26 protein-coding genes are annotated in these 26101 nt (G+C 72.1%); 13 read left to right on the plus strand and 13 right to left on the minus strand.

Going from position 1 to position 26101, the window contains the following annotated elements; translation table 11 throughout:
- Positions 1 to 116: 116 nt before the first annotated feature.
- A complete protein-coding gene (locus AVP42_RS09090) occupies positions 117 to 920 on the minus strand; it encodes a winged helix-turn-helix domain-containing protein (protein WP_082847128.1) in 804 nt (267 codons plus the stop codon).
- 530 nt (positions 921 to 1450) lie between these two features.
- Complete coding sequence (upp, locus tag AVP42_RS09095) at positions 1451 to 2083, minus strand: uracil phosphoribosyltransferase (protein ID WP_067948258.1); 633 nt, start codon at positions 2081 to 2083, stop codon at positions 1451 to 1453.
- Positions 2084 to 2160: 77 nt separating this feature from the next.
- Here upp and tadA point away from each other — a divergent pair, with 77 nt between their 5' ends.
- Complete coding sequence (tadA, locus tag AVP42_RS09100) at positions 2161 to 2631, plus strand: tRNA adenosine(34) deaminase TadA (RefSeq protein WP_067948260.1); 471 nt, start codon at positions 2161 to 2163, stop codon at positions 2629 to 2631.
- On the opposite strand, the gene AVP42_RS09105 is transcribed toward tadA, so the two are convergent.
- Positions 2556 to 3341, minus strand: a complete 786-nt coding sequence (locus AVP42_RS09105) for a gamma-glutamyl-gamma-aminobutyrate hydrolase family protein (RefSeq protein ID WP_082847129.1) — start codon at positions 3339 to 3341, stop codon at positions 2556 to 2558. The genes tadA and AVP42_RS09105 overlap by 76 nt on opposite strands.
- Positions 3338 to 4300 carry a cation diffusion facilitator family transporter gene (locus AVP42_RS09110; protein WP_067948262.1) on the minus strand — a complete coding sequence of 321 codons (963 nt, stop codon included), beginning with the start codon at positions 4298 to 4300 and terminating at the stop codon, positions 3338 to 3340. The genes AVP42_RS09105 and AVP42_RS09110 overlap by 4 nt, the downstream gene beginning before the upstream one ends.
- Before the next feature lie 23 nt (positions 4301 to 4323).
- On the opposite strand from AVP42_RS09110, the gene proC reads away from it, so the two are divergent.
- Entirely contained in the window at positions 4324 to 5175 is an 852-nt protein-coding gene (gene proC / locus AVP42_RS09115; RefSeq protein WP_067948264.1) for a pyrroline-5-carboxylate reductase, read from the plus strand.
- A 167-nt stretch (positions 5176 to 5342) separates the two neighbouring features.
- Here proC and rlmC read toward each other — a convergent pair whose 3' ends face one another.
- The 3 genes from rlmC to AVP42_RS09130 are packed head-to-tail and all read right to left on the minus strand — an operon-like array spanning position 5343 to position 9077.
- A complete protein-coding gene (rlmC, locus tag AVP42_RS09120) occupies positions 5343 to 6473 on the minus strand; it encodes a 23S rRNA (uracil(747)-C(5))-methyltransferase RlmC (protein ID WP_067948266.1) in 1131 nt (376 codons plus the stop codon).
- A gap of 52 nt (positions 6474 to 6525) precedes the next feature.
- Entirely contained in the window at positions 6526 to 8148 is a 1623-nt protein-coding gene (locus tag AVP42_RS09125; RefSeq protein ID WP_157356775.1) for an ABC transporter permease, read from the minus strand.
- Positions 8145 to 9077 (minus strand): ABC transporter ATP-binding protein, encoded by a 933-nt coding sequence (locus tag AVP42_RS09130; protein ID WP_067948268.1) that lies wholly within the window; start codon positions 9075 to 9077, stop codon positions 8145 to 8147. The genes AVP42_RS09125 and AVP42_RS09130 overlap by 4 nt, the downstream gene beginning before the upstream one ends.
- Positions 9078 to 9178: 101 nt before the next feature.
- Here AVP42_RS09130 and AVP42_RS09135 point away from each other — a divergent pair, with 101 nt between their 5' ends.
- Complete coding sequence (locus AVP42_RS09135; RefSeq protein WP_067948271.1) at positions 9179 to 9574, plus strand: hypothetical protein; 396 nt, start codon at positions 9179 to 9181, stop codon at positions 9572 to 9574.
- Between the two features lie 19 nt (positions 9575 to 9593).
- Here the strand turns inward: AVP42_RS09135 and AVP42_RS09140 are convergent, their stop codons facing one another.
- Together AVP42_RS09140 and AVP42_RS09145 are read right to left on the minus strand one after the other, a co-directional pair.
- Positions 9594 to 10262, minus strand: coding sequence for a TrkA family potassium uptake protein (locus AVP42_RS09140; RefSeq protein WP_067948273.1), 669 nt, complete (start codon positions 10260 to 10262; stop codon positions 9594 to 9596).
- Entirely contained in the window at positions 10255 to 11721 is a 1467-nt protein-coding gene (locus AVP42_RS09145; RefSeq protein WP_082847130.1) for a TrkH family potassium uptake protein, read from the minus strand. Before AVP42_RS09145 ends, AVP42_RS09140 begins: the two co-directional genes overlap by 8 nt.
- Positions 11722 to 11785: 64 nt before the next feature.
- Here AVP42_RS09145 and AVP42_RS09150 point away from each other — a divergent pair, with 64 nt between their 5' ends.
- A complete protein-coding gene (locus AVP42_RS09150) occupies positions 11786 to 12226 on the plus strand; it encodes a helix-turn-helix transcriptional regulator (RefSeq protein ID WP_067948275.1) in 441 nt (146 codons plus the stop codon).
- A gap of 5 nt (positions 12227 to 12231) precedes the next feature.
- On the opposite strand, the gene AVP42_RS09155 is transcribed toward AVP42_RS09150, so the two are convergent.
- Complete coding sequence (locus AVP42_RS09155) at positions 12232 to 12741, minus strand: GNAT family N-acetyltransferase (protein ID WP_067948277.1); 510 nt, start codon at positions 12739 to 12741, stop codon at positions 12232 to 12234.
- 139 nt (positions 12742 to 12880) lie between these two features.
- Here AVP42_RS09155 and AVP42_RS16250 point away from each other — a divergent pair, with 139 nt between their 5' ends.
- From AVP42_RS16250 to AVP42_RS09165, 3 genes are all read left to right on the plus strand, one after another.
- Entirely contained in the window at positions 12881 to 12979 is a 99-nt protein-coding gene (locus AVP42_RS16250) for a 30S ribosomal protein bS22 (protein ID WP_003792170.1), read from the plus strand.
- An 80-nt stretch (positions 12980 to 13059) separates the two neighbouring features.
- Positions 13060 to 13335, plus strand: a complete 276-nt coding sequence (locus AVP42_RS09160; protein ID WP_067948280.1) for a glutaredoxin family protein — start codon at positions 13060 to 13062, stop codon at positions 13333 to 13335.
- A gap of 82 nt (positions 13336 to 13417) precedes the next feature.
- On the plus strand, positions 13418 to 15070 hold the full coding sequence (locus AVP42_RS09165) for an FAD-dependent oxidoreductase (RefSeq protein WP_082847131.1): 1653 nt from the start codon (positions 13418 to 13420) through the stop codon (positions 15068 to 15070).
- Positions 15071 to 15074: 4 nt separating this feature from the next.
- Here AVP42_RS09165 and AVP42_RS09170 read toward each other — a convergent pair whose 3' ends face one another.
- On the minus strand, positions 15075 to 15986 hold the full coding sequence (locus AVP42_RS09170; RefSeq protein WP_067948318.1) for a formylglycine-generating enzyme family protein: 912 nt from the start codon (positions 15984 to 15986) through the stop codon (positions 15075 to 15077).
- A gap of 248 nt (positions 15987 to 16234) precedes the next feature.
- On the opposite strand from AVP42_RS09170, the gene AVP42_RS09175 reads away from it, so the two are divergent.
- Entirely contained in the window at positions 16235 to 17143 is a 909-nt protein-coding gene (locus AVP42_RS09175; RefSeq protein ID WP_231878593.1) for an endonuclease domain-containing protein, read from the plus strand.
- Positions 17144 to 17214: 71 nt separating this feature from the next.
- Here AVP42_RS09175 and aspS read toward each other — a convergent pair whose 3' ends face one another.
- Positions 17215 to 18558: an aspartate--tRNA(Asn) ligase gene (gene aspS / locus AVP42_RS09180; RefSeq protein WP_067948281.1), complete on the minus strand. Its 1344-nt coding sequence runs from the start codon at positions 18556 to 18558 to the stop codon at positions 17215 to 17217.
- A 107-nt stretch (positions 18559 to 18665) separates the two neighbouring features.
- Between aspS and AVP42_RS09185 the strand changes: the two genes are divergently transcribed.
- The 5 genes from AVP42_RS09185 to ccsB all read left to right on the plus strand — a co-directional run bounded on the left by AVP42_RS09185 (position 18666) and on the right by ccsB (position 23557).
- Positions 18666 to 19310 (plus strand): histidine phosphatase family protein, encoded by a 645-nt coding sequence (locus AVP42_RS09185; protein WP_067948283.1) that lies wholly within the window; start codon positions 18666 to 18668, stop codon positions 19308 to 19310.
- A complete protein-coding gene (locus tag AVP42_RS09190) occupies positions 19310 to 19915 on the plus strand; it encodes a TlpA disulfide reductase family protein (RefSeq protein ID WP_067948285.1) in 606 nt (201 codons plus the stop codon). The genes AVP42_RS09185 and AVP42_RS09190 overlap by 1 nt, the downstream gene beginning before the upstream one ends.
- Positions 19916 to 19927: 12 nt before the next feature.
- Positions 19928 to 20680, plus strand: coding sequence for a cytochrome c biogenesis CcdA family protein (locus tag AVP42_RS09195; RefSeq protein ID WP_067948287.1), 753 nt, complete (start codon positions 19928 to 19930; stop codon positions 20678 to 20680).
- The gene (locus AVP42_RS09200; RefSeq protein ID WP_231878594.1) at positions 20658 to 22448 is read left to right on the plus strand and encodes a cytochrome c biogenesis protein ResB; all 1791 of its coding nucleotides are present in this window, start codon (positions 20658 to 20660) and stop codon (positions 22446 to 22448) included. Before AVP42_RS09195 ends, AVP42_RS09200 begins: the two co-directional genes overlap by 23 nt.
- Positions 22449 to 22561: 113 nt before the next feature.
- A complete protein-coding gene (gene ccsB, locus AVP42_RS09205; RefSeq protein WP_067948322.1) occupies positions 22562 to 23557 on the plus strand; it encodes a c-type cytochrome biogenesis protein CcsB in 996 nt (331 codons plus the stop codon).
- 225 nt (positions 23558 to 23782) lie between these two features.
- On the opposite strand, the gene AVP42_RS09210 is transcribed toward ccsB, so the two are convergent.
- Entirely contained in the window at positions 23783 to 25885 is a 2103-nt protein-coding gene (locus tag AVP42_RS09210) for a carbohydrate binding domain-containing protein (RefSeq protein ID WP_082847132.1), read from the minus strand.
- Positions 25886 to 26101: the final 216 nt, after the last annotated feature.

Here is a 26101-nt window from a genome sequence, read left to right on the forward strand (position 1 = left end):
AGAGTGTCCTGCAATCACATTCCGCGCCGGCCGCCACAGCAAACAACCGGCGCACTCCGAATATATAACGGAAAGGTAACGGGCGCTAGTCCTCTGTGCCCCGAATGCGGGGCGTCCTAGAAGACGTCCGGGCTCGGCGTGGAGGCCTGGCGGATCGAGACGTCCGCGTGCCGGTCGAAGCGGTAGCCGACACCGCGAACCGTCCGCACGATGTCCTGGTAGTGCCCGAGCTTGGCGCGCAGGCGGCGCACGTGCACGTCGATGGTTCGCTCGTTGGGCACGTCGTCCTCATCGGACCACAGCCCGTCGATGAGCTCGTGGCGGTCGATGGTGCGACCCTCGCGGAGCACGAGGTACTGCAGCAGCTCGAACTCCTTGTAGGTGAGGCCGGCCGGCTCGCCGTCGAGCAGCACGCGCTTGCGCGAGATGTCGATGATCACGCCGTCGGGGTGGCGGTCGGCGTCGGCGCGCAGACCCGAGCCCTGCTCCTCGCGCTGCTTGGCGAGCGCCGCCGGGTCCTGCAGGGCCAGCCGGACGACGTCGACGTCGCGGCCGCCTGCGCCCTCAGGCGCGAGGGCGACGGCGGCGTAGGTCTCGGCCGACGGTGCGAGCTCGGCGGTGAGGGTGCGGAGGGCCTCGACGATGCGGTGCAGGCTCGTGCCGTCGGCCTCGGCCTTCGCCTCGTCGATGCCGACGTACAGCACGAAGCCGCGGGCCTCGGTGCCCTCGGGCACCGCGCGGACGCGGGGCGCCGAGCGCTCGGCTGCCGGAGCGGGCGAGGCCGGCACCGAGGCGGCTCGAGGCGTCGGTGCGGGTGCGGCGACCGGGCGAGCGGCCGGCTGCGGCACGTAGGCGGCGGGGTGCGCGGTGCGCACGGCGGGGTGGGTGGTGCGGACGGGACGGGCGAGCGTGAGAGACATGGCGGATTCCTAGTGCTGAGGATGCGTCGTGGACCCCGGTCATGGGGTCGGAGCGATGGCCGCGAGATGGGCCGGGAGAACCCGGAAGCGCATCGGGTTCGACGGAGCCGCGCCGATCGGGGTGGGATCAGTCGCGTGACTCGGCGGGGGGGTCGCTGGTCAGCGGCACATTCGACAACACATGGGCGCACGCGCCGGCATCATCGTGCCGGCAGACCTCTGAGCCTCGAGGGCGATCAGGGTGCGTGCGGTGTCAGTCATGGGGGAAGTCAACCGGGACGCCGAGGATGTGTCAAATAGTGACGACGGATGACGCGTCGCGACGTCGCACGCGGTGCGCGCGCCCTGCGCAGGGGAGAGGGGGTTCCGCGCACCCGTCGAGCCGAGTGCAAGATCCTTCGGTATGGGGGGATTTCGTCGAATTTCGCCAGATCGCATCAGCGTCGGCGTGTCTCACGACGAAGATCCTGCGATGTGAGGCGCGCTAGCACACCCGCGCCCACCCTGGCGGGCGCGACGCGACCGGTGACTCAGACGGTGCCGTAGAGACGGTCGCCGGCGTCGCCGAGGCCCGGCACGATGTAGCCGTGCTCGTTGAGCTTCTCGTCGACCGCGCCGAGCACGACCGTCACGTCGCGTCCGTACATGGCCTTCTCGACGGCCTCGAGCCCCTCCGGCGCGGCGAGGATGCAGATGGCCGTGACATCCGTCGCCCCCCGCTGCAGGAGGAAGTCGATCGCGGCGATCAGCGACCCGCCCGTGGCGAGCATCGGGTCGAGCACGAAGCACTGGCGACCGGACAGGTCGTCGGGCAGGCGCTCGGCGTACGTCGTGGGCTCGAGCGTCTCCTCGTTGCGCGCCATGCCGAGGAAGCCGACCTCGGCCGACGGCAGGAGCTTCACCATGCCCTCGAGCATGCCGAGCCCCGCGCGGAGGATCGGCACGATGAGCGGCTTCGGCTCGGCGATGCGCACGCCCGTCGTCGGCGCGACCGGGGTGATGATGTCGACCGGCTCGACGCGCACATCGCGCGTGCCCTCGTACGCGAGGAGGGTCATGAGCTCCTCGACCAGCGCACGGAAGACGGGGGAGGTGGTCTGCGAGTCGCGGAGCACCGTCAGCTTGTGGGTGATGAGCGGGTGGTCGGCAACATGGACTCGCATAGGCTCGAGTCTAGTTGCGGGGGGGTTCCCGCGCGTGAAGACGGTGGGGCCGCCCGCCGGTGAGAAGGGCCGAACGGATGCCGCTGCCCCGCCCGGAGCACGTCGAGTGGATGCGGCTCGCGCTCGCCGAGGCATCCGCCGCCCTCGCCACCGGCGACGTGCCCGTGGGCGCCGTGGTCGTGCGCGACGGCGAGGTCATCGCGACCGGCCGCAACGAGCGCGAGCTGCACCGCGACCCGACGGCGCACGCCGAGCTGCTCGCGATCCGCGAGGCCGCCCGCGTCACCGGCGACCGGCACCTCACCGACTGCACGCTCGTCGTCACCCTCGAGCCGTGCGTGATGTGCGCCGGCGCCATCCTGGCCGCGCGCGTGCCGACCGTCGTGTTCGGCGCGTGGGACGAGAAGGCGGGCGCGGGCGGGTCGCTCTACGACGTGCTGCGCGACCGGCGGCTCAACCACCGCGTCGAGGTCTACGCGGGCGTCGAGGCGGATGCCTCGTCGAAGCTGCTCGTCGACTTCTTCGAGGACCCGGCGCGCCGGCCCTGACCCAGCCCGTCGAGGAACTCGCCGAGGATCGCGCGCGAGGCCGCCTCCGCCGCCGGGCCGTGCTCGCCCTGCAGCGCGCGCATGCGCTCCACCGTGAGGTCGTACTCGGGCAGCTCGTCGCCCCACGCGGCCAGCCAGTCCTCGTGGATCGCCGGCGTCACCTCGGGGTGGAACTGCACCGCGAGCAGCCAGTCGCCCGCACGGAACGCCTGGTTCGCATACTGCGGCGACGACGCGAGCCGCTCGACGCCCTCCGGCAGGTCGAACGTGTCGCCGTGCCACTGCACGAAGCGGATGCCGCGCGCATGGCGCACCGGCGACGACGCCCCCGCCTCGGTGAGGTCGACACCGAGCCAGCCGACCTCCTTGCGGGGGCCGCGGTACGCCCGGGAACCCATCGCCTCCGCGAGCATCTGGGCCCCGAGGCAGACGCCGAAGACGGGCGCCTCGGCGGCGACCCGCTGCCGGAGCAGCTCGATCTCATGCCCGACGTACGGGTAGCGGTCGGTCTCGTACGCGGCCTCGTCGCCGCCGAGCACCACGACCAGGTCGGGTGCGAGCGCGTCGACCGCCGTCACGTCCTCCCGAGGGGCGTCGACGACGACGACCTCGTAGCCGTGCTCCTCCAGGACGGGCCCGAGGTTGCCGAGGCCGATCGCGGAGTCGTGGCGGAGGACGAGCGCGGTCGGGCGGCCGGCGGCATCCGTCACTCGAGCCCCTTGATGACGATCGCGTCGGTGGGCGGCGCCTGCAGGTTCGGGTCGACCCAGATGTCGGGCTCGAGGTAGATGACGCGGGCGGCCGGAACGGCGTCACGGATGCGGCGTTCGATGACGTTCACCGCCGTCGCGACCTCCTGCAGCCGCAGGTCGGCGTGGAACCCGAGCTTGGCGGCGACGAGCAGCTCGTCGGGACCGAGGTAGAGGGTCTTCATGTGGATGATGCGTTCGGCCTCGGGACCCGCGAGGATCGCCTTCTCGATGCGGCCCACGTCGCCCTCGCTCGCGCCCTCGCCGACGAGCAGGCTCTTCGTCTCGATGCCGAGGATGATCGCGATGATGACGAGCAGCGTGCCGATCATGAGCGTGCCGATGGCGTCGAAGATCGTGTCGCCCGTGATCACCGTGAGGCCGACGCCGAACATCGCGAAGACGAGACCGACGAGCGCGGCGACATCCTCGAGCAGCACCACCGGGAGTTCGGGGGCCTTCGCGCGGCGCACGAACTGCACCCAGCTCTGCTTGCCGCGCACCTGGTTCGATTCGCGCACGGCCGTGCGCAGCGAGAACGCCTCGAGCACGATCGCGACGGCCAGCACGGTCAGCGGCACCCACGCGTTGGTGATCTCGTGCGGGTCGAGGATCTTCTGCACGCCCTCGTAGATCGAGAACATGCCGCCGAGGGCGAAGAGGATGATCGAGACCACGAAGGCGTACACGTACCGCTCGCGGCCGTAGCCGAACGGGTGCTCGCGGTCGGCCTCCTTGCGGGCCTTGCGCCCGCCGCGGAACAGCAGCAGCTGGTTGCCCGCGTCGGCGACCGAGTGCACGGCCTCGGCGAGCATCGACGCCGACCCCGAGACGAGCCACGCGATGAACTTCGTCACGGCGATGCCGGTGTTCGCGAGGAATGCCGCCAGGATCGCCTTCGTGCCGCCGGATGCGCTCATGGGCCAATCCTAGGATGGTCGCCATGACCTCCCGCCAGACCGTCGACCTGCCCGCGATCGCCTTCCTGGGGGCCGGTTCGATGGCCCGCGCCATCCTCGCGGGGCTGCTCCAGCCGCAGGTCGAGGTCGCCGGCGGCATCCGCGCGACGAACCGGTCGGCGGCGAAGGCGGCCGAGTTCGACGACGAGCCGCGGGTCACGGCGTACGCGACCGAAGCGGATGCCGAGGCGAACCGTCGCGCGGTCGCCGGCGCGAAGCTCGTGGTCGTCGCGGTGAAGCCCGGCATGGTGCCGGACCTGCTCGACGAGATCGCCGACGCGCTCGAGCCGGGCGCGGTCGTGGTGAGCGTCGCCGCCGGGGTGACGGTCGCGACCTTCGAGTCGCACCTCCCGTCGCACGTCTCGGTGGTCCGCACGATGCCGAACACGCCCGCGGTCGTGGGTCGCGCGGTGACGGGCGTCTCGGCGGGCACCCGGTCGGGCGACGCCGACCTGGCGCTCGTGGTGTCGATGTTCGAGACCGTCGGGGAGGTGCTCGTGGTGCCCGAGGCGCAGCTCGACGCGCTGTCGACGATCTCCGGGTCCGGCCCCGCCTACGTGTTCCTGCTCATCGAGGAGTTCACGAAGACGGCGGTCGCGAAGGGCTTCACGCCGGAACAGGCGGCGGTCATGGTGCAGGGCACGTTCCGCGGAGCGAGCGAGCTGCTCGCGGCATCCGGTGACGACCCGGCCGAACTGCGGCGTCGGGTGACGAGCCCCAAGGGCACCACCGAGCGCGCGGTCGCCGTCCTGCAGGAGGCCGACCTCGCGGCCCTCTTCGACCGCGCGACCGACGCGGCCCTCGCCCGCGCCCGCGAGCTCGCCGCCGGCGCCTAGGCCCGGGCGCCCTCCTCAGCGCGCACGTGTGCGATTGCGTTTCTCAGGAGTTATGCGGCGGGTCGCGATCGCGGGCGGCGTGTCCTCCTGAGAACGGTGCCGTTTCCGGCCGGGCGTCCTGAGAAACGCTTCAGTTGCGGGCGAGGCGGACCATGGCCTCGCACGCTTCAGTTGCGGGTGAGGAGGACCATGACCTCGAAGTGGGTCGTCTGCGGGAACATGTCGAACACGCGCGCCTTCACGGGCCGCAGCGACGGCATCGCCGCGAGGTCCTTCGCGAGCGACGCGACGTTGCAGCTCGAGTAGAGCACGTGCGCGGCATCCGACCGCTCGAGCCAGCCCGCGAGTTCGGCGCCGATCCCGCGCCGCGGCGGGTTCACGACCACGAGGTCGGGGGCGGATGCCGCGGCCAGGGCGTACGCGGTCGCGTCACCCGCGGCGAAGCGCACCCGTGAGAGCGCGGCATCCGTTCGGCTCAGCTCGGCGCTCGCGACCGCCTCGACGCTCGTCTCGATGCCGGTGACCTCGGTGCGCCCGGCCGGGTCGGCCAGGTGCAGCGCGAACCCGCCGACGCCGGAGTAGAGGTCCCACGCGTCCTCGGGTGCGAGGTCGCGGATCCAGTCGCGCGCCTCGGCGTAGAGCGCCTCGGCGATCGCGGTGTTCGTCTGGAAGAAGCTCTGCGGCCGCAGGTGCATCGTCACGTCGTTGAGCCGCATCGGCAGGGTGTCGGCCTCGGTGAGCACGACCTCGTCGGCGCCCTCGAGCACGGCCTTGTGCTCGGGCAGCAGGTTCGCGGTGACGACGCGCGCGTTCGGCAGCTCGGCGAGCAGCGTCGGCAGGTGCTTGCGCATGCGGCCGAGGGGCTCGGTCGAGCGCAGCACGAAGCGCACCATGAGCTCGCCGTCGGGTGATTCGGTGACGATCACGTGCTTGAGCTCGCCGCGCCGGGCGGCGACGTCGTACGGCGTGATGCGCGCGAGCGTGATGAACCGCGCGAGCACGGGGAACGCGGCCCGGTGCCCGGGCGAGCAGATGCCGCACGCCTGCAGGTCGACGCCGTGCCCGTCCGCGTCGAGGATGCCGATCGTCGGCGCCTCGACGGTGCCGCCGACGACCATCTTCGCCTTGTTGCGGTAGTCGCGCTCGCCGGATGCCACGGGCGGCAGCCAGGCCGGCACGTCGAACGGGGCGAGCAGCTGCTCGGCGAGCGCCTGCTTGTCGGCGAGCTGCGCCGGGTACGGCCGACCCATGAGCGAGCACGACCGGCATCGCCCCGCGTCGAAGTACGGGCACTGCACCCGTCAAGGGTACGCGGGGCGTCGCGCGGTCGGCCCCGCGGCCGGCCCGCGGTCAGCCTTCGGTGACGAGCTCGCGGCGGCGCATCCCGACGACGGATGCCGCGACGAGCCCGACCGCGATCGCGAGCAGCCACGTCCCGCCGGTCCAGTCGACGTCGCCGCCGACGGGCACCGGCACGTGCGCGAACGGCGACAGCTCGTGCATCCACTCGGGGATGCCGAGCAGCTCGCCGAACACGCCGAAGAACGCCCCGAGCGCGAGCAGCGCCCACCCCAGCGGGATGACGAGTCGCGGGGCGAGCACGAACAGCACCAGCACGGCGCCGAGGTAGACGAGCGCCGCCGGCAGCTGCGCGACCGCCGCCCGCAGCGCGAGCTCGGTCGTCGCGCCAGGGTCGTCGGTGCTCTGCGCGCCGACCACCGCGCCGACCGCGGAGAGGCCGACGACCACGGCCGCGGCGATCGTGGCGACCGCGGCGTACCCGCCGAGCCAGCGCTCCCGGGCGACGGGTGCGGCGAGCACCGGCTCGGCCGTGCCGTGCGCCTCCTCCAGCCGGGCGCGCATGACCGCCTGGAGTGCCGCGGCGGCCGCGAGGATGCCGACCATCGTGAAGAAGGTCGTGACGAACGCCTCCTCGAACGAGGCGGTCTCGCCGGCGAACCGTCGGAGCGTCTCGGCGATCGCCGGGGCATCCGAGCCGATCTCGTCGACGAGCGGTGACATCGTCGTGGCCAGCACGCCGAACACCGTCGCGCCCACCGCCCAGGCGAGGATCGCGCCGGCGTTGAGCCGCCACGCGAGCCCGATCGCGCTGCCGAGCAGCGGACCGGCATGCGACCGGCCCTGCGCGTCGGGCAGGATGCTCGCACCGCTGTCGCGAGCGGACTGGAACGCGAAGACGAGGCCGACGAGCAGCGCCGCGACGCCGACCGACAGCAGCAATGGCGCGAGGTCGTTCGCCGCGAACGGCTCGGTCCGCTGCGCCCAGCCGATCGGCGACAGCCAGCTCGGCCACGCGGCCGTCCGGGTCAGCCCGTCCTCGGACGCCGTGCCCAGGGCATCGCCCAGCCCACGGACCAGGTACGCGCCGAGCACGATCGCGACCGAGAACCCGTTGGCGCCGCGCGACGTGCGGAACACCTGGGCGGCGACGAGGCCGATCGCGAAGAAGGCGAGCCCGGTCGCCGCGACCGCAGCGCCCGCGACCGCCGAGCCGTCGGCGGGCAGCCCGCTCACGGCGAACGCGAGGGCGACCGCGATGCCGAGCAGCGCGTTCGCGAGCACGCCGTGCACCACGGTCGCGGCCGTCGGGAGCGTGCGCCCGGCCGGTGTCGCCTCGACGAGTTCGGCGCGCCCCTGCTCCTCGTCGCCGCGCGTGTGGCGCACCGCGAGGAAGGTGCTCATGAGCCCGGCGAGCAGCGCGAGGAAGGCGAGGATCAGGAACGTCGCGAACTCGCCCTCGCCGGCCCCGTTGGGCGTGCCGCGGAAGACGAGGATCGCCGGGGCGAGGATCGTCAGCCGCAGGATCGACTCGCGTTCGGCCCGGTCGCCGAACGTGTCGGCGACGGCCGTGGTCGCCATGAGCGCGAGGGCCGCCGTGCCGACGATCCAGAGCGCCAGCTGCACCCGATCGCGTCGCATCCGGTGCCCGAGGAGCACCGCGAGCCGGTTCACCGGGTCGCCCCCTCGCCCACTGGCGACAGCTCGTCGCCGTAGTGCCGGAGGAACAGCTCCTCGAGCGACGGCGGCGCGACGGTGAGTCCCTGCACGCCCAGGCGCCCGAGCTCGGGGAGGACGTGCGCGATGCGATCGCTGTCGACCGTGAAGCTCACGCGGCCGTCGTCGACGGCGAGGTCGTGGATGCCCTCGAGCGCGGCGAGCTCGGACTCCTGCCCTGCGCGGTGGGCGAACGCGACCGACGAGCGGGTGAGGTGCCGCAGCTCCGGCAGCGTCCCCGACTCGACGCGCCGCCCGGCGCGGATGATCGTCACGCGGTCGCACAGCACCTCGACCTCGGACAGGATGTGGCTCGACAGCAGCACCGTCGCGCCCTCGCCCGCCGCGCGCGTGATCTCCCGGTTGAACACCTGCTCCATGAGCGGATCGAGGCCGCTCGTCGGCTCGTCGAGGATGTACAGCTCGGCCGGCGTCGCCAGCGCGGCCACGAGCGCGACCTTCTGCCGGTTGCCCTTGGAGTAGGCCCGGCCCTTCTTGCGCGGATCGAGCTGGAACGCCTCGAGGAGCCGCGCCTTCCGATCCTCGTACGTCCGCCGGTCGGCCACGCCGCCGCGAAGACGCGCGAGCAGGTCGATCGCCTCGCCGCCCGTGAGGTTCGGCCACAGGCTCACGTCGCCCGGCACGTACGCGACCCGCCGGTGCAGCGCGGCGGCGTTCCGCCACGGGTCGTCGCCGAACAGCCGGGCCTCGCCGCCGGTGGGTCGCGCGAGCCCCAGGAGGATGCGGATCGTCGTCGACTTGCCCGCGCCGTTCGGCCCGAGGAAGCCGTGGATCTCGCCCTCCCGAACCTCGAGGTCCAACCCGTCGAGGGCGACCGTCCGCCCGAACCGCTTCTCGAGGGCGCGCGTGCTGATCACGGTGGTCATGGCGCGGATGGTACGCCCGGCGCGGGCACGACGGTAGGGGCGGATGTCGCGGCGCCGGCCCCGCGGCATCCGTCGCCCGATCGCGCGGGTACGCTCAGCGCATGGGTGTGCTCGTCGTGATCGCGCTCGTCGGCGAGGTGGTCGCGTGGATCACGTTCGTCGGCGGCGCCCTGTGCCTGCTGGCGTTCGCGTTCGCACGCATGGTCGACGGCACCTGGGAGCCCACCGAAGCCGTCGTCGCCGACGGACCCGCCGGGCGATGCGTGCGCTGGTTCGCGGGCGGCGAGTTCCACGAGCGGCCGCTCGACGAGGAGGAGCGCCAGCACATCGAGCCGGGGGAGTCGCAGCCGGCGTACTACCGGCGCCGCACGCCCGACCGGCTCCGCTTCCAGCCCGACTCGCCGCTGCCGCGCGCGCTCGGCGGCCTCGCGGCGATCCTGCTCTCGATCGGCCTGCTCGCGACGATCGCGTCGACGGTCGCGGGCCTCATCGACTGACGCCGGGTCGCGGCATCCGTCACTCGAGCGCGGCGAACCGCTCGATGTCGCCCTCGGTGCCCGACACGATGATGAGGTCGTGGGTCGAGACGACCGTCTTCTCGGTCGCGTACGTGAAGGGCTTGCCGGGGCTCTTCACGCCCACCACCGTGACGTTGTGCCGCGAACGCACGCCCGACTCGGTGAGGTTCTTGCCGCGGATCGGCTTCGGCGGGTACATCTTCACGAGCGCGAAGTCGTCGTCGAACTCGATGAAGTCGAGCATGCGGCCGCTCACCAGGTGCGCGGTGCGCTCGCCCGCCTGCCGCTCGGGGTAGATCACGTGGTTGGCGCCGATGCGCTCGAGGATCTTGCCGTGCGAGCTCGAGATCGCCTTCGCCCAGATCTGCGGGATCTTCAGGTCGACGAGGTTCGCGGTGATGAGCACCGACGCCTCGATCGAGGAGCCGACCGCGCACACCGCGATGGAGAACTCCTGCGCGCCGATCTGCTTCAGCGCCTCGAGCGAGCGCGCGTCCGCGACGACGGCGTGCGTCACGCGCTCCGCCCACTTCTGGACGAGGTTCTCGTCCTCGTCGACCGCGAGCACCTCGCGGCCGAGTCGGTCGAGCTGGCCGGCGGTGGCCGCCCCGAACCGGCCGAGTCCGATGACGAGCACGGGGGCGTCGTGCTTGATGCGATCAACCAACGATGGGCCTCTCTTCCGGTCGCTTGAACAGTTGGCGCCGTTGCGCCGCCGCGAGGGCCGCGGCCAGCGTGACGGTGCCGACACGTCCCATGAACATGGTCGCAGCCATCACGTACTTGCCCTCCGGTGGGAGGGACTCGGTGAGGCCGGTGGACAGTCCGCAGGTCGCGAACGCCGAGATGACGTCGAACAGCACGAAGTCGAGCGGCGCCTTCGTGATCTGCACGATGATGACCGTCGACACGGCCACGATCGTCGCGCCCCACAGCACGACGCTCACGGCGAGTCGCAGCATGTCGCGCGGGATGCGGCGGCCGAACGCCTCCATGGCGGGCGCGCCTCGGGCCTCGGCGTAGGCGGCGAGGAACAGCACGGCGAGCGTCGTGACCTTGATGCCGCCCGCGGTCGACGCGGAGCCGCCGCCGACGAACATGAGCATGTCGGTGACGAGCAGGCTCGAGCCGTAGAGGTCGGCCATGTCGATGGTCGCGAACCCGCCCGACCGCGTCATCGTCGACATGAAGAACGCCTCGTACAGCGTCTTGCCGAACCCGAACGCACCGTAGGTCTTGGGGTTGTCGTACTCGAGCACGAGGAGGGCGAGGGCGCCGGCGATCCAGAGGCTGATGGTCGTCGTGAGCGTGAGCTTCACGTGCACGCTCCAGCGCCGGGGCACCCGCCACGTGCGCAGCAGCGCGAAGATCACCGGGAACCCGAGGCTGCCGAGGAACACGGCGAGCATCATGAGCGACTGGAACCAGTAGTCGTCGAAGAACTCGACCGGCCCCTGCGGGTTCGGGTTGAAGCCCGTGTTGGTGAACGCGCTGACCGAGTAGTAGGCCGAGTACCAGACGCTCGTGCCGAAGTCGTAGCCCTGCGCGAGCACGCTCGGGATCATGCCGACGAAGATGACGAACTCGATCGCGAGCGTGCTGAGTGCGACGGTCGCGAGCAGCCCGCCGACCTCGCCGAGCCGGATCGCCTGCTGCTCGGACACGGGTCCGGCGTGCGCGCGGGCGGCGTTCGTGTCGCTCGCGGCGATGAGCCGCGCCCGCAGGCCGAGCCGCCGCGAGACGACGAGGCCGAGGATCGACGCCATCGTCAGCACGCCCATGCCGCCGATGTTCATGCCGATGAAGATGACGGCGTTGCCGAAGGGCGACCAGTACGTCGCCATGTCCACCGTCGTGAGGCCCGTCACGCAGATGGTCGAGGTCGCCGTGAAGAGCGCGTCGGCGAGCGGGGTGGCGCTCACCTCGCCGGCGCGCGCGATCGGCAGCGACAGCAGGAGCGTCGTGATGCCGATGAGTCCGGCGAAGATGAGGATCGCGAAGCGGGCCGGCGACGTGCGGACGAGCGAGTCGACGGCTTCGCGGACGCCGGCCAGCCACGAGCGACGCTGACGCGCTCCGAGCGGGCGCTGCGAGGGTCGACGGCGTCCCCCCGGCTGCGCGGCCATCCGCCCTCCTCCGCTCGACGCGTGTGTCATGGTACTCCCCGTCGCGAGTGACTACCCTTGACGCATGGCGGACATCTTCGACGTGGTGGCGGATCCGACCCGGCGCGACATCCTCGGGGTGCTCCTCGACCGCGAGACCTCGGTACCCGAGTCGCACGGCGAGATCAGCGTCGGCGAGATCGTGACGGCCCTGGGCGTCAGCCAGCCGACGGTGTCCAAGCACCTCAAGGTGCTCCGCGAGTCGGGCCTCGTCTTCGTGCGCGAGGAGGGCCAGCACCGCTACTACCGGCTCGACCGGGGGCCGCTCGAGCGGCTCGAGGACTGGCTGATCCCGTTCGTGTCGACGGATGCCGCGGCCGACGCGGCCGCCCTCGCCGGCGTCGACGCGGCCGGCGACGCGAGCCTGAAGGAGGAGCAGCGCGCGTTCGCCTCGGCGCTCGGCAAGGCGTTCGCCGATACCGCCCACCAGGTCACGGCGGTCGTCGCGGCCAAGAAGCGCCGCTAGCGCGCCTAGCGCAGCCGCTTCGCCATCTCGAGTTCGAGCCCGCCGGGCTCCAGCTCGTACGGGCGGGTGTGCCCGGTGAGCGTGAAGCCGAGCTTCTCGTAGAACCGCCGCGCCCGCGGGTTGTCCTCGTGCACCTCGAGCCGGAGCGTGTCGGCTCGCTCAGAGGCCCAGCGCTCGATCTCGGCGAGCAGTGCGCGCGTCACGCCCGCGTCGTCGCCGCGCCGGTCGGGCGCCACGTAGACGCCGACGAGGAGCGGCCCCGTCTCGGCATCCGGCACGTAGCAGCCCATGGTGCCCACCCACCGGCCGTCCTCGATGGCGACGACGACGGTCTGGTTCGGCCCCTCGCCGCGGCGCGCCCGCACGCGCCACTCGGCCTCGTCGTACTGGAGGGCCCGCTCGAGCGTGTCGGCGTAGGCGATGGGGGTGTCGCGCAGCATCTCGAGTCGCAGTGCGCGCACCGCCTGCCAGTCGTCTTCGCCGGTGGTGCGGATCACGAGTTCGGGTCGCGGCATCCCTCGACGGTAGCGGATGCCGCACCTGCGTCGACCCGGGCGTTTCGCGACCTGATCGGCGAATGGGCTAGACTACCGCGAGGCCTTTCGGCCCTCGGCTGCGGCACGCGCGGCCGACTCGGATCTTTGTGAGGTTTTCGTGGGTTCCGTCATCAAGAAGCGTCGCAAGCGCATGGCGAAGAAGAAGCACCGCAAGCTGCTTCGCAAGACGCGCCACCAGCGTCGCAACAAGAAGTAGGTCGCTCCGGCGATCGGCACGAAGCGTCAGGCCGTCGGCCTGGCGCTTTTCGCTGCCTTCCGGCGACGTATCCTGAGCGCATGACCCCCCGCGACATCCGTCTCACCCTCATCGGCAAGCCCGGATGCCACCTGTGCGACGACGCACGCGAGGTGGTCGCCTGCGTGCGCGAGGAACTCGCCGCCACGCCCGGCTCGCCCCGCACGACGCTCGACGAATTGAGCATCCTCGACGACGAGGCGCTGCGCGCCCAGTACGCCGAGGAGATCCCGGTGCTCCTCATCGACGGCGAGATGCACGCCTACTGGCGGCTCGACCCGGTGCGGCTGAAGACCGCGCTGCTCGCGCGCGGCTGAGCGGCGCCCGTGCGGCGCTAGCCTGCGGCATCCGTTCGCTCAAGGGGGTGACGACGGATGCCGCGTGGCGTTGACTGGCCGCATGACGACCACTGATGCGCCCGCTGCTGCCCTCCCCGGCGTGCCCGACCACGCCGACGTGATCGTCGTCGGCGCGGGCATCACCGGGCTCTCGACGGCGATCATGCTGCGCGACGCGGGCCGCCGCGTCATCGTGCTCGAGCAGGACGTCCCGGGCGCGCTCGCGAGCGGACGCAACACCGGCAAGGCCAGCCTGCTGCAGGGCACGCGCCTGTCGACCATCCGTCGGCACCACCCTGCGGCGCTGGTGCGGGCCTACGCGCAGGCCAACCGGGCCGGGCAGGACTGGCTGCGGCGTGCGTGCGAGCGCGCCGGAGTAGGCTTCCGCGAGGCGACGGCGTACAGCTACGCGCAGTCCGTCGACGGACTGGATGCCGTCGACGCCGAGGTGCGCGCCGGGCGCGAAGCCGGGCTGCCGGTGCGGCGGGTGCGCGATGTCGCCGACGACGTGCCGTTCCCGCTCGCCGGGGCGGCGGCCCTCGACGGGCAGCTCGCGCTCGACCCGGCCGAGCTCATGCGCGGACTCGCCGAGCTGTTCGTCGCATCAGGCGGCGACCTCGTCACCGGCATCCGGGTGCTGGGCGTGCGGGCGACCGACCCGGTGCGCGTGCGCACCTCGGCGGGCGTCTTCACCGCCGGATCCGTCGTCATCGCGACCGGCACGCCGATCCTCGACCGCGGCCTGTACTGGGCGAAGGCGAGCGGCGTGCGCTCGATGCTCGTGTCGTTCGAGCTGCCGTCGGCGGGGCCGGTCGGATCGCCGGGCGCCGGAACCGGGCTGCCCGACGGCCTCTACCTGTCGGTCGACGACCCGTCGCGCAGCATCCGCTCGGCCGACTGGGGCGGACGCACCCGCCTCATCATCGGCGGCGGCGACCACCCGACCGGTCGCGCCGACACCGCCGAACTGCTCGACGAGATCCTCGACTGGACCCGCGCATGGTGGCCCGACGCGGGCGACCCCGACCACTGGGCCGCGCAGGACTACCACTCGCTCAACACCGTGCCGTTCGTCGGGCGGATGCCACGCGGCCGCGGCCGCGTCTGGTTCGGCACCGGGTACGGCAAGTGGGGGCTCACCAACGGCGTCGCCGCCGGCATCCGCATCTCGCACGAGATCCTCGGCGCTCGCCGACCCGACTGGGCCCGCACGATCGGCACGCGGCTCACCCGACCCGCCGACCTCGCGAACGGGGCCGTGGCCGGTATCCGGACCGGCGTCGCGGCGGTGCAGGGCTGGGTCGGCGCGCTGCGCTCGCCCGAGGCGGAGATCGCACCGACGCCCCCCGAGGGGGCCGGCGGCATCGCCCGGCGCGGACTCCGCCCGGTGGGCATCTCGACGGTCGGCGGCGACACGTGCGAAGTGTCGGCCGTGTGCCCGCACCTCGGCGGGGTGCTGAACTGGAACGCCGCCGAGTCGACCTGGGACTGCCCGCTGCACGCCTCCCGGTTCGACCACCGAGGACGACGCATCGAGGGCCCCGCGGTCGCCGATCTCGCCCGCGCCGACGCCGCACCGCTCGAGGTCCTGCTCCGCGCCGCGCGTTCGAGCGCGACCGCCGAGCGCGACGCCGGGGTCGAGGAGCCGGCTGCCGTGGGCGGCGAGGCAGCACCCGGTCCCGCCGCCACGCGCGGCGCGACGACGAGCGGATGACGCCTCAGGCGTCCCGCGCGCAGCGGAACCCGACGTGCGTCGTCGACGAGTCCTCCGCCTGCGGCGACCGGGCTGCCGGCCGGTAGCGGAGGCAGTACTGCGGTGAGCAGAGGTGCGAACCGCCCTTGAGCACCCGGCGCGGCATGCGGGACCCGGGTTCGGCGCTCGCCGCGGCATCCGCCAACAGGTCGCGGCGGCCGCCGCGCTCGACGCCCCGGCCCGGTTCGGCGCCCGGCACGACGTGGCGCGGGGTGGCGTAGTCGGTCGTCCACTCCCACACGTTGCCGGTCATGTCGACGAGGCCGTAGCCGTTCGGCGGGAAGGTGCCGACGGGGGAGGTGCCGCGCCATCCGCTCGCCCCGGTGTTGCGGTAAGGGAAGTCGCCCTGCCAGCTGTTCGCCATGAGGCGGCCGCCCGGGCGTTCCTCGTCGCCCCACGCGAACCGGGCGCCGTCGAGCCCGCCGCGCGCCGCGAACTCGAACTCGGCCTCGGTCGGGAGCCGCTTGCCGGCCCAGGCCGCGTAGGCGGCGCCGTCCTCGAAGGCGACGTGCACGACCGGGTGGTCCGGCCGATCGTCGACGGTCGTTCCCGGGCCGAACGGATGCCGCCAGCTCGCGCCCGGCACCCACCGCCACCACTGGCGCCAGTCGCGCAGGTCGACCGGCCCGTCGGTCGGCGTGAACACCAGCGACCCGGGCACGAGCTCGGCCGGGTCGGCGCCGGGGAAGTCGGACGGGTCGAGGTCGCGCTCGGCGACCGTGAGGTATCCGGTGGCGTCGACGAACGCGGCGAACTGCGCGTTCGTCACCGGGTGCACGTCGAGCTCGAACGCGGGCACCTCGCGCACGTGGACCGGGCCCTCCTCGGGCTGCTCCGTCGAGCCCATGCGGAACGCGCCGCCGGGCAGCCGCACCATCCGGGTCGTCGTCGCCCCCACCCCCCGAGCCTACGCCCGCCCCTCTGCGCCGGGCCGTGAGATGACGCGAATCGCTTCTGGAGCGCGCCCAAGCGGCGCTTCGCGTCATCTCACGGCCCGGGGTGGGAGGGGGAGGGAGGGGGGACTGGTTCTCCACAGGGCGGGGAGACGGGGGCGCGTCCACGGGGAAGGGGGGTCCGGCGTGGGCGTCGGCGCGCGAGCGGGACACTGGCGCGGTGGGTGCGCGCGTGAGACTGCCGGACGAGGTCGCGAGCGGCCCGTTCTCCGTCGAGCGGGGCCGGGCCGCCGGCCTCGGGCCGGGCCGGCTCCGGGGGCCCGATCTCACCCGGCCGTTCCACGGAGTCCGGCTCGCGGCATCCGTCGACCCAGACCTGCGCGTGCGATGCCGGGCGTACGGCGAGCGGATGCGGCCCTGCGAGGCCTTCACGCATCGGACCGCCGCAGCACTGCACGGCCTCCCCGTTCCCTCGCGAGGCGATGGGCTCATCGACGTCGGGGCGTGCGAACCCCACGGGATCCCGCGAGCGCGCGGGGTCCGCGGGCACCGCCTCCGACCCGACCTGGTCCGCGTCGTCGAGTTCGACGGCCTGCGGGTCGTGTCGGCGGTCGACGCGTGGTGCCAGCTCGCGGCCGAGCTCACCGAGCGGCAGCTGGTCGTGCTGGGCGACGCGCTCGTGCGCCGGCGCCATGCATCGGCCACGCTCGAGCAGCTGCGGGCCGCGACGCGGCGCATGGCCGGGCGGCGCGGGAGCCGGAAGCTCGTGCGGGCCCTCGCGAAGGTGCGGCCGCGCACGGACTCGCCGGCCGAGACCGAGCTCCGGCTCGACCTCATCGAGGCGGGGCTGCCCGAGCCCGAGGTCAACGTCGCGATCCACGACGCCCACGGGCGGCAGATCGCCATCGCCGACCTGGTCTACCCCGAGTGGCGCGTGATCGTCGAGTACGACGGGGAGCACCACCGGCTCGAGCGGCGGCAGTACGGCCGCGACGTCGATCGGCTGGACGACCTGGCGCACGCCGGGTGGCGCGTCATCCGCTTCAACGCCACGCACGTCGGCCGTCGCCGCAGCGACCGCATCGAACGCGTGCGCGACGCCCTCACCGCCGCCGGCTGGACCGCGTCGGCCGCGAGATGACGCGATCGGCTGTTCGCCGGCGGGTCGACGGCGTTTCGCGTCATCTCGACGCGCTCACGGGAGGACGACGGTCAGGGGAGGAGGCGGGTGGGACCGCGGAAGAGGTAGGTCGTTTCGCGGATCGAGTGCTCGTGCAGCATGAGCATCAGCAGGCGCGCGAGGCCCATGCCGAAGCCGCCGTGCGGGGGCACGCCGTAGCGGAAGAAGTCGAGATAGAACCCGAGCTCCTCGGGGTCGAGGCCCTTCTCCTTCGCCTGCTCGACGAGCACGTCGATGCGGTGCTCGCGCTGCGCGCCCGTCGAGATCTCGACGCCGTTGTAGATCAGGTCGTACGAGTTCGTGAGCGACGGGTCGCCCTCGTGGCGCATGTGGTAGAACGGCCGGATGCTCGACGCGTAGTCGGTGAGGAACACGAACTCGTGGCCGAGTTCCTCCTTGACGTACTGCGAGATCTGGCGCTCGCCCTCCGGGTCCATGTCGGCGTCGGCGCGAGGCACGACGTAGCCGCGGGACGCGACGATCTCCTTCGCCTCGGCGAGCGGGATGCGCGGGAACGGCGTGGTCGGCACGGTCACCTCGACGCCGAACAGCTCGGCGATCTCGGCGCCGTGCTTCTCCTTCACGGCCGTGAAACCCGCGACGAGGAGTTCCTCGTGCATGCGCATCACGTCCTCGTGCGAGTCGATCCAGCTCATCTCGGCGTCGATCGACGTGAACTCCGTCGCGTGGCGCGACGTGAACGACGGGTCGGCGCGGAACGCGGGGCCCACCTCGAACACGCGGCCGAGGCCCGCGGGCTGCGCCATCTGCTTGAAGAACTGCGGGCTCTGGGCGAGGTACGCCTTGCCCTCGAAGTACCCGAGCTCGAACAGCTCGGCACGCGACTCGGATGCCGAGGCCATGAGTTTCGGCGTCTGGATCTCGACCCAGTCGCGCTCGACCCAGTACGTGCGGAGCGCGTGCAGGAACGTGGTCTGCACGCGGAAGATGAGGTTCTGCTTCGGGTGGCGCAGGTCGAGGAAGCGCCAGTCCATGCGCTTGTCGAGGCTGGAGTCGGCCGCGATCGGCGTCTCCTCGGCCTCGGTGACGATCTCGAGCGACTCGATCTTCACCTCGAGCCCGCCGAGCTTCACGCGCTCGTCGTGCTTCAGCTGCCCGGTGACCGTGATGAACGTGCCGTGGCCGAGCGCCGAGATCTGCTCGGTCAGCGCGAACGCCTCGGCGGCGCCGACGCTGACGCCCTCGGGGTCGAGCTCGCGCACGGCCGGGTTCACGAGCTGCACCGCGCCGGACTCGTCGCGCAGGATGATGAACTGCACCTTCTTCTGATCACGGACGGTCTCGACCCATCCGGCGACGGTGACGGAGCCGTCGGGGAGGGCGGCGAGCTGCTTGACCAGGGTGCGCGTGTTCACGAGCGCCCATCCTACCGGCCGCGGTTTCCCCGCCCGACCGGGCTCCTTCCCGCTCCCGCGCCGGCGCTCGGGGGATTCAAAGGGAACCGCTTCGTAGACTGGAGGGCGTGCCGGCCGAGCAGATCCATCTCGTGCGCCATGGCGAGGTTTTCAACCCCCAGGGCGTGCTCTACGGTCGCCTCCCCGGTTTCGGACTGAGCGACCTCGGTCACGCGATGGCCGAAGCGGCCGCGGTCGACCTCGCGATGCGCAAGCGCGACGTCGCCGCGCTCATCTCCTCGCCGCTGCAGCGCACCCAGCAGTCGGCTGAGCCGATCGGCAAGGCGTTCTCGCTCGAGCCGACGCTCGACGAGCGCATCATCGAGCCGACGAACCGGTTCGAGGGCAAGCGGATGTCGGGGCGCGACTCGGCCCTGCGCGACGTGCGCAACTGGGCGTTCCTCGTCAACCCGTGGGAGCCGAGCTGGGGCGAGCCGTTCCGCTCGATCGCCGACCGCATGCTCGCCGCGATGACCGACGCCGCGGACTCCGTCGACGGCGGCGACGTGGTGCTCGTCAGTCACCAGCTCCCGATCTGGATGGTGCATCGCCGCGTGGCCGGCAAGTCCCTCGCGCACGACCCGCGCCGCCGCCGCTGCGCGCTCTCGAGCATCACCACGTTCGAGCGGCGCGGCCGCCGCTTCGTCGAGGTCGGGTACCGCGATCCCGCCGCCGGGCTCCAGGAGCAGGCGACCGATGTGGGGGCGGTGTGATGGGCCACCGGAGGTTCTCCGCCGCGGTGGCGCTCGCCGCGGCATCCGTGCTCGTGCTCGCCGGATGCTCGAGCGACCCGTTGGCCGAGCAGTACCGCGCGGGCGACAACAAGGGCTACATCGCCGGTGACGGCACGATCGCCGAGTTCCCCGCCGATCAGCGCGGCGAGCCGGTCGAGTTCGCGGGCGAGTCCATCGAGGGCGAGCCGATCGACTCGGCCGACCTGGCGGGCGAGGTCGTGGTCGTGAACTTCTGGTACGCCGGCTGCGCGCCGTGCCGCGCCGAGGCGCCGCTGCTGCAGCAGGTGCACGAGGAGTTCGACGGCGAGGGCGCCGCGTTCGTCGGCGTGAACGTGCGCGACCAGGCGGCGACCGCGGCATCCTTCGAGCAGAACTACGGCATCACCTACCCGTCGATCATCGACGTGAACGACGGCGCCGTGCAGTACGCGTTCGCGGGCGACGTGCCCCCGTCGGCCGTGCCGACCACGCTCGTGCTCGACGCCGAGGGCCGGGTCGCAGCGCGGATCCTCGGCCAGCTGAAGGACGCGTCGATCCTGTCGACCATCGTCGGCGACCTCGTCGACGAGGCCGCGGCGGCGTAGCGGCGGCGACGGATGGAACTCGGCGAGATCATCTTCAGCGGCCAGCTGCTCGTGGCCGTGCCCATCGCGATCGCGGCGGGCCTCGTGTCGTTCCTGTCGCCGTGCGTGCTGCCGCTCGTGCCCGGGTACCTCGGCTACCTGGGCGGGTTCGCTGAGGCGAGCGCCGAGGTCGACGAGCAGCGTCGCGCCCGCCGTCGCCTGCTGCTCGGGGTGCTGCTGTTCATCGCCGGGTTCACGCTCGTGTTCCTCGTCTTCACGACCGCGTTCGGGGTGCTCGGGGCGTGGCTGCGGCTGTACTCCGACCTGATCATCCGGGTGCTCGGCGTGGTGCTGGTGGTGATGGGCCTCGTGTTCATCGGGCAGTTCACGTTCCTGCAGCGCACGATCAAGCCGTCGTGGCGTCCGGCGACGGGGCTCGCGGGCGCGCCGCTGCTCGGCATCGTGTTCGGCCTCGGGTGGACGCCGTGCATCGGCCCGACCCTCGCCGTCGTGCTCGCGCTCAGCGCGGATTCCGCGAACCCGGGTCGCGGTGCGCTGCTGGGCCTCGCGTACTGCATCGGCCTCGGCATCCCGTTCGTGCTCGTCGCGTTCGGGTTCGGCTGGGCGGCGAACGCGCTCGCGTTCGTGCGGCGCCACATCCGCGCGGTGAACATCGTCGGGGGCGCGCTGCTCATCGTGATCGGCCTGCTGATGGTGTCGGGCCTGTGGACCATCTGGATGTACGACCTGCAGGCGGTGATCAGTGGTTTCGTCCCGGCGATCTGAGGCTGAGCGAGCGGATGCCGCGTCCGCGCGCGACACCGGCGTCGACCCGTTGCGCCCCTCCGACTACGACGACGGCACGACGGGCGCGGACGCGGGCGCCGGCGCGGACGCGGGCGACCCCGGCCGCGCGGCATCCGCTGACCGGAACCGGGGCGACGCCGTCACGGGGCCGAAGCTCGGACCGGTGGGGTGGCTGCGCTTCGCGTGGCGGCAGCTCACGAGCATGCGCACGGCGCTGCTGCTGTTGCTGCTGCTCGCGATCGCGGCGATCCCCGGCTCGCTCGTGCCGCAGCGCTCGAGCGACCCGAACGGCGTCGTGCAGTACTTCGCCGACAACCCCGACCTCGCGCCGGTGCTCGACTCGTTCCAGATGTTCGACGTGTACACGTCGGTCTGGTTCTCGTCGATCTACCTGCTGCTGTTCGTCTCGCTCATCGGCTGCATCGTGCCGCGCACGAAGCACCATTTCCAGGCGCTGCGTGCTCGGCCGCCGAAGACCCCGGCGCGGCTCGAGCGGCTGCCGGCGTACGTCGAGCGCCCCCTCGCCTCGTCGGATGCGACGGACGGGGCCCCGACCTCGGAGGCCGCGATCGAGCGCGCCGCCGCCGACCTCAAGCGCGCCGGGTACCGGGTCGAGCGCTACGACGTGCGCGGTGCGCCGTCCGTCTCGGCGGAGCGCGGCTACATGCGCGAGACCGGCAACCTCGTGTTCCACACCGCGCTCGTCGGCGTGCTCGTCGCCGTCGGCATCGGCGGCGGCTTCGGCTTCTCGGGTCAGCGCGTGATCGTCGAGGGGCAGTCGTTCGTGAACACGCTCGCCGCCTACGACTCGTTCAACCCCGGCCGGTTCTTCGACGACACGTCGCTCACCCCGTACCGGCTCACGCTCGACGAGCTCGAGGCGGTCTACGAGACCGAGAACCGCGACGCGCTCGGGCAGCCGATCGACTTCACGGCGCGTGTGTCGATCACGGGCGACGGCGAGGCGGCGGCCCGCGAGCTCAAGGTCAACGAGCCGCTCTACGAGTACGGCACCGACGTGTACCTGCTCGGCAACGGGTACGCCCCGACGATCACGGTCCGCGACCCCGACGGCGAGGTCGTGTTCACCGACTCGGTGCCGTTCCTCCCGCAGGACGCGAACCTCACCTCGATCGGCGTCGTGAAGGTGCCGGACGGCCTCGACGAGCAGGTCGGCATGGTCGGCTTCTTCTATCCGACGCAGACCACGCTGTCGTCCGGCGCGTTCACGTCGTCGTACCCCGACCTCGTGTATCCGGTGCTGACGCTCAACGTGTTCCAGGGCGACCTCGGCATCAACGAGGGCACCCCGCGGTCGGTGTACCAGCTCGACACGAGCGGCATGGAGCAGCTCACGGGCGGGCAGACCGGCGTCGACTCGATCGAGCTCATGCCGGGCGAGTCCGCCGAGCTGCCGAACGGGCTCGGCACGGTCGAGTTCGAGAACGCGACCCCGGATGCCGCGGACGGCGACTACTCCGAGAGCGTGCCGCGGTTCGCCTCGTTCGACGTGCACCACGACCCGTCGCAGGGCTGGGTGCTGGTGTTCTCGGTGCTGATCCTCGGCGGGCTGCTGCTGTCGCTGTTCGTGCCGCGCCGGCGCATGTGGGTCAAGGCGGTGACCCGAGCGGATGGCTCGACGGTGCTGCAGTACGCGGGCCTCGCCCGCGGCGACGACCCGGGCCTCGAGCGCGCGGTCGAGGAGTTCGCCGACGCGCACGCCGGGAAGGAACCGGTGGCCGAGTAGCGCGCGGCGGAGCCGCACGCGTACCGAGACCCCCCAGCGAACCCGAACATTCTTCGACGTAAGGTAGAACAGTGACGCTCGACGAGATCTCCATCCTCTCCGTGTACTCGGCCATGGCCGTGTACGCGATCGCGTTCATCGCCTACTCGATCGACCTCGCCAAGCGATCGGCGGCGTCCGCCACGGCGGCCGACGCCCAGGTCGCGGCCGCGTCCGGCACGACCTCGAAGGCTGCCGCGACCGCGGCGGCCGGTGGTTCCGTGCAGACCGCGGTGAAGGCGAACGCCCCGGCGAAGGCGGCATCCGCTCGACCGGGTGGCGACGGCGCCGTCGCGTACGGCCGCTCGCCGTCGCTGCGCGTCGCCGTGGCCATGACGGTGATCGCGTGGGCGCTGCACCTCGCCGCGACGGTGCTGCGCGGTATCGCCGCCGAGCGCGTGCCGTGGGCCAACATGTACGAGTTCGCGCTCACGGGCACCCTCGTCATCACGACCGTCTACCTCGTCGTCATCACCTTCTCGCGCACGACCGACCTGCGCTTCCTCGGCACGTTCATCACGGGCCTCGTGCTCGTCTCGCTCGGCGTCGCGACCGTGAACTTCTACGTCAGCGTCGTCCCGCTGCCGCCGGCGCTGCAGTCGTACTGGCTCGTCATCCACGTGTTCGTGGCGACCGCCGCGGTCGGCTTCTTCGCGCTCGGCTTCGCGCTGTCGGTCGTGCAGCTCATGCAGTCGCGTCGCGAGGCGATCGCGGCGACGGCGGATGCCGCGAAGAAGTCGTTCCTCGCGACCCTCCCGAGCGCGGCCTCGCTCGAGAACCTCGCGTACCGCATCAACATCATCGGCTTCATCCTCTGGACCTTCACCCTGATGGCCGGCGCGATCTGGGCCGAGAAGGCCTGGGGTCGCTACTGGGGCTGGGACACCAAGGAGGTGTGGACCTTCATCATCTGGGTGGTCTACGCCGGCTACATCCACGCTCGCGCGACGCGCGGCTGGCGCGGCACCCGCTCGGCGTGGCTCGCGATCATCGGCTTCTCGGCGGTGCTGTTCAACTTCACCGTGGTGAACCTGTTCTTCAAGGGACTGCACGCGTACTCGGGTCTCTGATCCGACCGCCCGGCGGATCCCCGGTCGCCGAGCGCGCGTTCTCGCGACGAGTGCGCGGGCGCCGGCACGCGCGCTCGTCGTCGAATCGCGCACTCGAACGCCTGCCGTGACGCAGCGTTGCCGCGGCCGCGCTGACGCGCAACAGGGCGGCATCGACGCGAGCTCGCGCCGATGCCGCCCCTTCCCGGCTCACGGCGCCGGAAGCCCCGGCCGCCGTGAGGTCTCTCAGCTACACGGGTTACCGGCGGTGACGGTGCCGTTCTGCACCTTCATCGCGCCCGCCCCGATCGCGTAGTCCTTCCCGCCGTTGTTGTCCCACGTGCCGGCGCCGTTGTTGAAGGCCGCGGCGATGCCGGATGCCGCGCCGAGCTCGATGGTCTTCGACTTCCAGCCCGCGCAGGCGTTCGCCATCGCGACGCCCGGCACCGCCGTCCAGGCGCCCGACCCGACGCGGTAGTGGATGTTCGCGGTGCTCCATCCGGTCGCGTAGTACACCGTGGTCGAGGTGGGCTGCGCGGCGCACGGGTTCGTCGCGGTGACGACCCCGTCCTTCACGGCGGCGACGGATCCGGTGAGCGCGTAGTCGCGCCCGCCGTTGTTGTCCCACGCGCCCGCGCCGTTGGTGAAGGCCGCGGTGATGCCCGTCGCCGATCCGAGGTCGATGGTCCTGGACACCCAACCGGTGCAGGCCGCCGCCATCGCTGCGCCGGGCAGGGCGGTCCATGCGCCCGAGCCGACGCGGTGGTGCACGTAGTGGTTCGTCCAGCCCTTCGTGGTCGCGAAGTACACGGTCATCGTCGATCCGGTCGGCGGCGGGGTCGTGCCGGTGCCGCCGGCCTTCGCGCCGACGTGGAGGGCGAGCGCGGTGTCGGCGGCGACGGATGCCGCGAACCGGCCGCTCGAGTCGACCGTGATGACGCCTCCGGCGCTGCATCCGCTCGCCGTCGGCAGCCCGACGATCACGTTGCAGTAGCGCCCGGCCGGCAGGGACGTCTGCCAGGTGCGGTCGACCGCCGCGGTGCCGCGGTTGATGGCGACGAAGCCCTTGTCACCGCGACCGAACGCGATCGCCGACGAACCGTTGTCCCACTTGTTCGTGATGGCGGTGCCGTAGGTGGCCGTGCGGAAGCCGACCATGTTCTCGATGTTCGTCTGGGCGTGCTTGCAGGTCCAGCCGTTCTGCCCGCACACGGGATCGACCACGCGTCCGTTGCCCGCGAGCGCCGGTCCGGCGTCCTTGTTCGAGAACTGGTAGCCGGAGTGGATCGACGGCGAACCGTAGTTCCACGCGAGCGTGAACACCTGCGCGAGGTCGTACGCCGCGCCGTCGCGGTAGCTCAGCGTCTCGCCGTTGCGCTCGGTGTCGTGGTTGTCGACGAACACCGCGGCATCCGCGTTCTGCAGGAAGCCGGCCCAGCTCGGGCCGATGCCCGCGCCGCTGATGAGCCAGTTCAGGGTGCGGCCGCCGAACGCCTCCTTGAGCTTGCGCGCATACGCGAACTCGTGGATGTCGCCGAGGCCCAGGTACTCCTCGGGCTGCACGGGCTCGTTGGCGCGGATGACCTCCTGCACGAGGTAGAGGCGCGCCCGGTCGTTGACGCGCGAGAGGATGCCGTTCATGTCGGCCGCCGAGATGTGCTTGACGGCGTCGATCCGGAACCCGTCGACGCCGAGCGAGACGAGGTCGTTGAGGTACGCGGCGACGCGGCCCTGCACGTAGGCCGAGCCGGTGTTCAGGTCGGCGAGGTTCACGAGGTTGCACTCCTGCACCTCCCACCGGTCCTGGTAGTTCGCGATGTCGCGTCGGCACGAGTGGAAGTCCTGCGACTGGTAGATGCCGGGGTAGGAGTAGTGCTGGAACGACGAGCCGGCCCAGCCGACGCCGCCCGCGCTGTACCCGCTCATGTGGTTGATGACGGCGTCGGCGATGACCTTCACGCCGGCCGCGTGGCACGTGTCGACCATGGCCTTGAACTCGGCGCGCGTGCCGAGGCGCGACTCGACGCGGTAGCTGACGGGCTGGTAGTGGATCCACCACTGGGGGCCCTGCACGTGCTCCTGCGGCGGCGAGGTCTGCACGTAGCCGTAGCCGGCGGGTCCGAGGTTCTCGGTGCACTCGCGGGCGATGGCGTTCCAGGTGTACGAGAAGAGCACCGCGGTGGCGTCCTTCGGGCCGGGGGCGGCCGCCTCGGCGGGGCCGGCGGGCGCGCCGGGACCGATGGCGGCGAGGCCGGCGAGGACCGCGGCGGCGGTGACCGCGATCAGCGTTCGCAAACGCTTGCGCGGGCCGGGGCGTCGAAGCGTCCCGGAGTCGGGAAGGCCTGTCATGGAGCCGATTCCTTTGCAGTTCTGCGGTTCCAGGCCGGGATCCCTGAGAAGACCGCGCCACTGCCGCGTCGCTGCGGCAGCCGCGTCACGACGACGACTGCCCCCCAAGATAGGCACGAGGTCCGACGAGCGCAAGAGGTGTGTTGCAAGCGTTTGCATTAACCGTGCTGCCGCGATAGCGTCGCACCCAATGTCGTTCAGGCACGTCGTCGTGCC

Source organism: Agromyces sp. NDB4Y10, from assembly GCF_001620055.1.
Taxonomy (GTDB): domain Bacteria; phylum Actinomycetota; class Actinomycetes; order Actinomycetales; family Microbacteriaceae; genus Agromyces; species Agromyces indicus.